Genomic DNA, 2,468 nt, shown 5'->3' on the forward strand with positions numbered 1-2,468 from the left:
CAGGGCGCCCCGCGCCCCGGCGGCCAGGGTGGCCCCGGTGCTCCCGGTGGCGCTCCGCGTCCGCAGGGCGCCGGCGGCGGTCAGGGCGCTCCTCGTCCGCAGGGTGCGGGCGGCGGCCGTCCCTCCCCGGGCGGCATGCCCCGTCCGCAGGGTGGTCCCGGTGGCGCTCCGCGTCCCGGCGGCGGCCCGGGCGGTAACCGTCCCAACCCCGGCATGATGCCGCAGCGTCCCGCTGCGGGCACCCCGCGTCCCGGTGGCGGTCCTGGTGGCCGTGGTCCCGGTGGCGGCGGCGGTCGTCCCGGCGGTCCCGGTGCCGGTGGCGGTCGTCCCGGTGGCGGCGGCGGCTTCGCCGGTCGTCCGGCCGGTCCCGGTGGTGGCGGTGGCGGCTTCGCCGGCCGTCCCGGTGGTCCCGGTGGCGGTGGCGGCGGTTTCGCCGGTCGTCCGGGTGGTCCCGGTGGTGGCGGCGGCGGTCGTCCCGGCTTCGGCGGTCGTCCCGGTGGTCCGGGTGCCCGTGGTGGCACGCAGGGCGCCTTCGGTCGTCCCGGTGGTCCCGCGCGTCGTGGTCGCAAGTCGAAGCGGCAGAGGCGCCAGGAGTACGAGGCCATGCAGGCCCCGTCGGTCGGCGGCGTGATGCTGCCGCGCGGCAACGGACAATCCGTCCGCCTGTCGCGTGGTGCGTCCCTGACCGACTTCGCCGAGAAGATCGGCGCCAACCCGGCGTCGCTCGTCGGCGTGATGATGAACCTCGGCGAGATGGTCACCGCCACGCAGTCCGTCTCCGACGAGACGCTGAGGCTCCTCGCGGACGAGATGAACTTCGTCCTCGAGATCGTCAGCCCCGAGGAGGAGGACCGCGAGCTGCTCGAGTCCTTCGACATCGAGTTCGGCGAGGACGAGGGTGGCGAGGAGTTCCTCGTCGCGCGTCCGCCGGTCGTGACCGTGATGGGTCACGTCGACCACGGTAAGACCCGCCTCCTCGACACCATCCGCAAGACGAACGTCGTCGCGGGCGAGGCCGGCGGTATCACGCAGCACATCGGTGCGTACCAGGTCGCGACCGTCGTCAACGAAGAAGAGCGTCGCATCACCTTCATCGACACCCCGGGTCACGAGGCGTTCACCGCCATGCGTGCCCGTGGTGCCAAGTCGACCGACATCGCGATCCTCGTGGTGGCGGCCAACGACGGTGTGATGCCCCAGACGATCGAGGCGTTGAACCACGCCAAGGCGGCCGGTGTGCCGATCGTGGTCGCGGTCAACAAGATCGACGTCGAGGGCGCCGACCCGACCAAGGTGCGCGGTCAGCTCACCGAGTTCGGTCTGGTGGCCGAGGAGTACGGCGGCGACACGATGTTCGTCGACATCTCCGCCAAGCAGGGCCTCAACATCGAGAGCCTGCTGGAGGCCGTGGTCCTCACCGCGGACGCCTCGCTCGACCTGCGGGCCAACCCGGAGCAGGACGCGCAGGGTATTGCGATCGAGTCCCACCTGGACAAGGGCCGCGGCGCCGTCGCGACCGTCCTGGTCCAGCGAGGCACCCTGCGGGTCGGCGACACCATGGTGGTCGGCGACGCGTACGGCCGTGTCCGCGCGATGCTCGACGACAAGGGCGACAACGTGGAAGAGGCGGGTCCCTCGACCCCGGTCCTCGTCCTCGGTCTCACCAACGTCCCGGGCGCCGGCGACAACTTCCTGGTCGTCGACGAGGACCGTACGGCGCGTCAGATCGCCGAGAAGCGGGCGGCGCGCGAGCGCAACGCCAACTTCGCCCGCCGGGGTGTCCGGTTCTCCCTGGAGAACCTGGACGAGGCCCTCAAGGCCGGTCTGGTGCAGGAACTCAACCTCATCATCAAGGGCGACGCGTCCGGTTCGGTGGAGGCTCTCGAGTCCTCGCTGCTCCAGCTCGACGTCGGCGAAGAGGTCGACATCCGCGTCCTGCACCGCGGTGTGGGTGCGGTCACCGAGTCGGACATCGACCTGGCGACCGGCTCCGACGCCATCGTCATCGGCTTCAACGTCCGCGCTGCGGGCCGCGCGGCGCAGATGGCGGAGCGCGAAGGCGTCGACGTCCGGTACTACTCGGTGATCTACCAGGCCATCGAAGAGATCGAAGCGGCCCTCAAGGGCATGCTCAAGCCGGAGTACGAAGAGGTCGAGCTCGGTACGGCGGAGATCCGCGAGGTCTTCCGCTCGTCCAAGCTGGGCAACATCGCCGGTGTGCTGGTCCGCTCCGGCGAGGTCAAGCGCAACACCAAGGCGCGGTTGCTGCGCGATGGCAAGGTCATCGCGGAGAGCCTCACCATCTCCGGTCTGCGTCGCTTCAAGGACGACGTCACCGAGATCCGCGAAGGCTTCGAGGGCGGTATCAACCTCGGAAACTTCAACGACATCAAGGTCGACGACGTCATCGCGACGTACGAGATGCGGGAGAAGCCGCGCGGCTGATCAGGCTGAGCGTGTGCCAGCTG

General features: G+C 70.6%; 1 protein-coding gene. It reads left to right on the top strand.

Features of this window, described 5'->3' with window-relative positions:
• On the top strand, positions 1–2,445 hold a 2,445-nt coding region (gene infB, locus STRTUCAR8_RS02375), incomplete at its 5' end, for a translation initiation factor IF-2 (RefSeq protein WP_006373798.1).
• Positions 2,446–2,468: the final 23 nt, after the last annotated feature.

Origin of the sequence: Streptomyces turgidiscabies Car8, assembly GCF_000331005.1 — a bacterium.
Taxonomy (GTDB): domain Bacteria; phylum Actinomycetota; class Actinomycetes; order Streptomycetales; family Streptomycetaceae; genus Streptomyces; species Streptomyces turgidiscabies.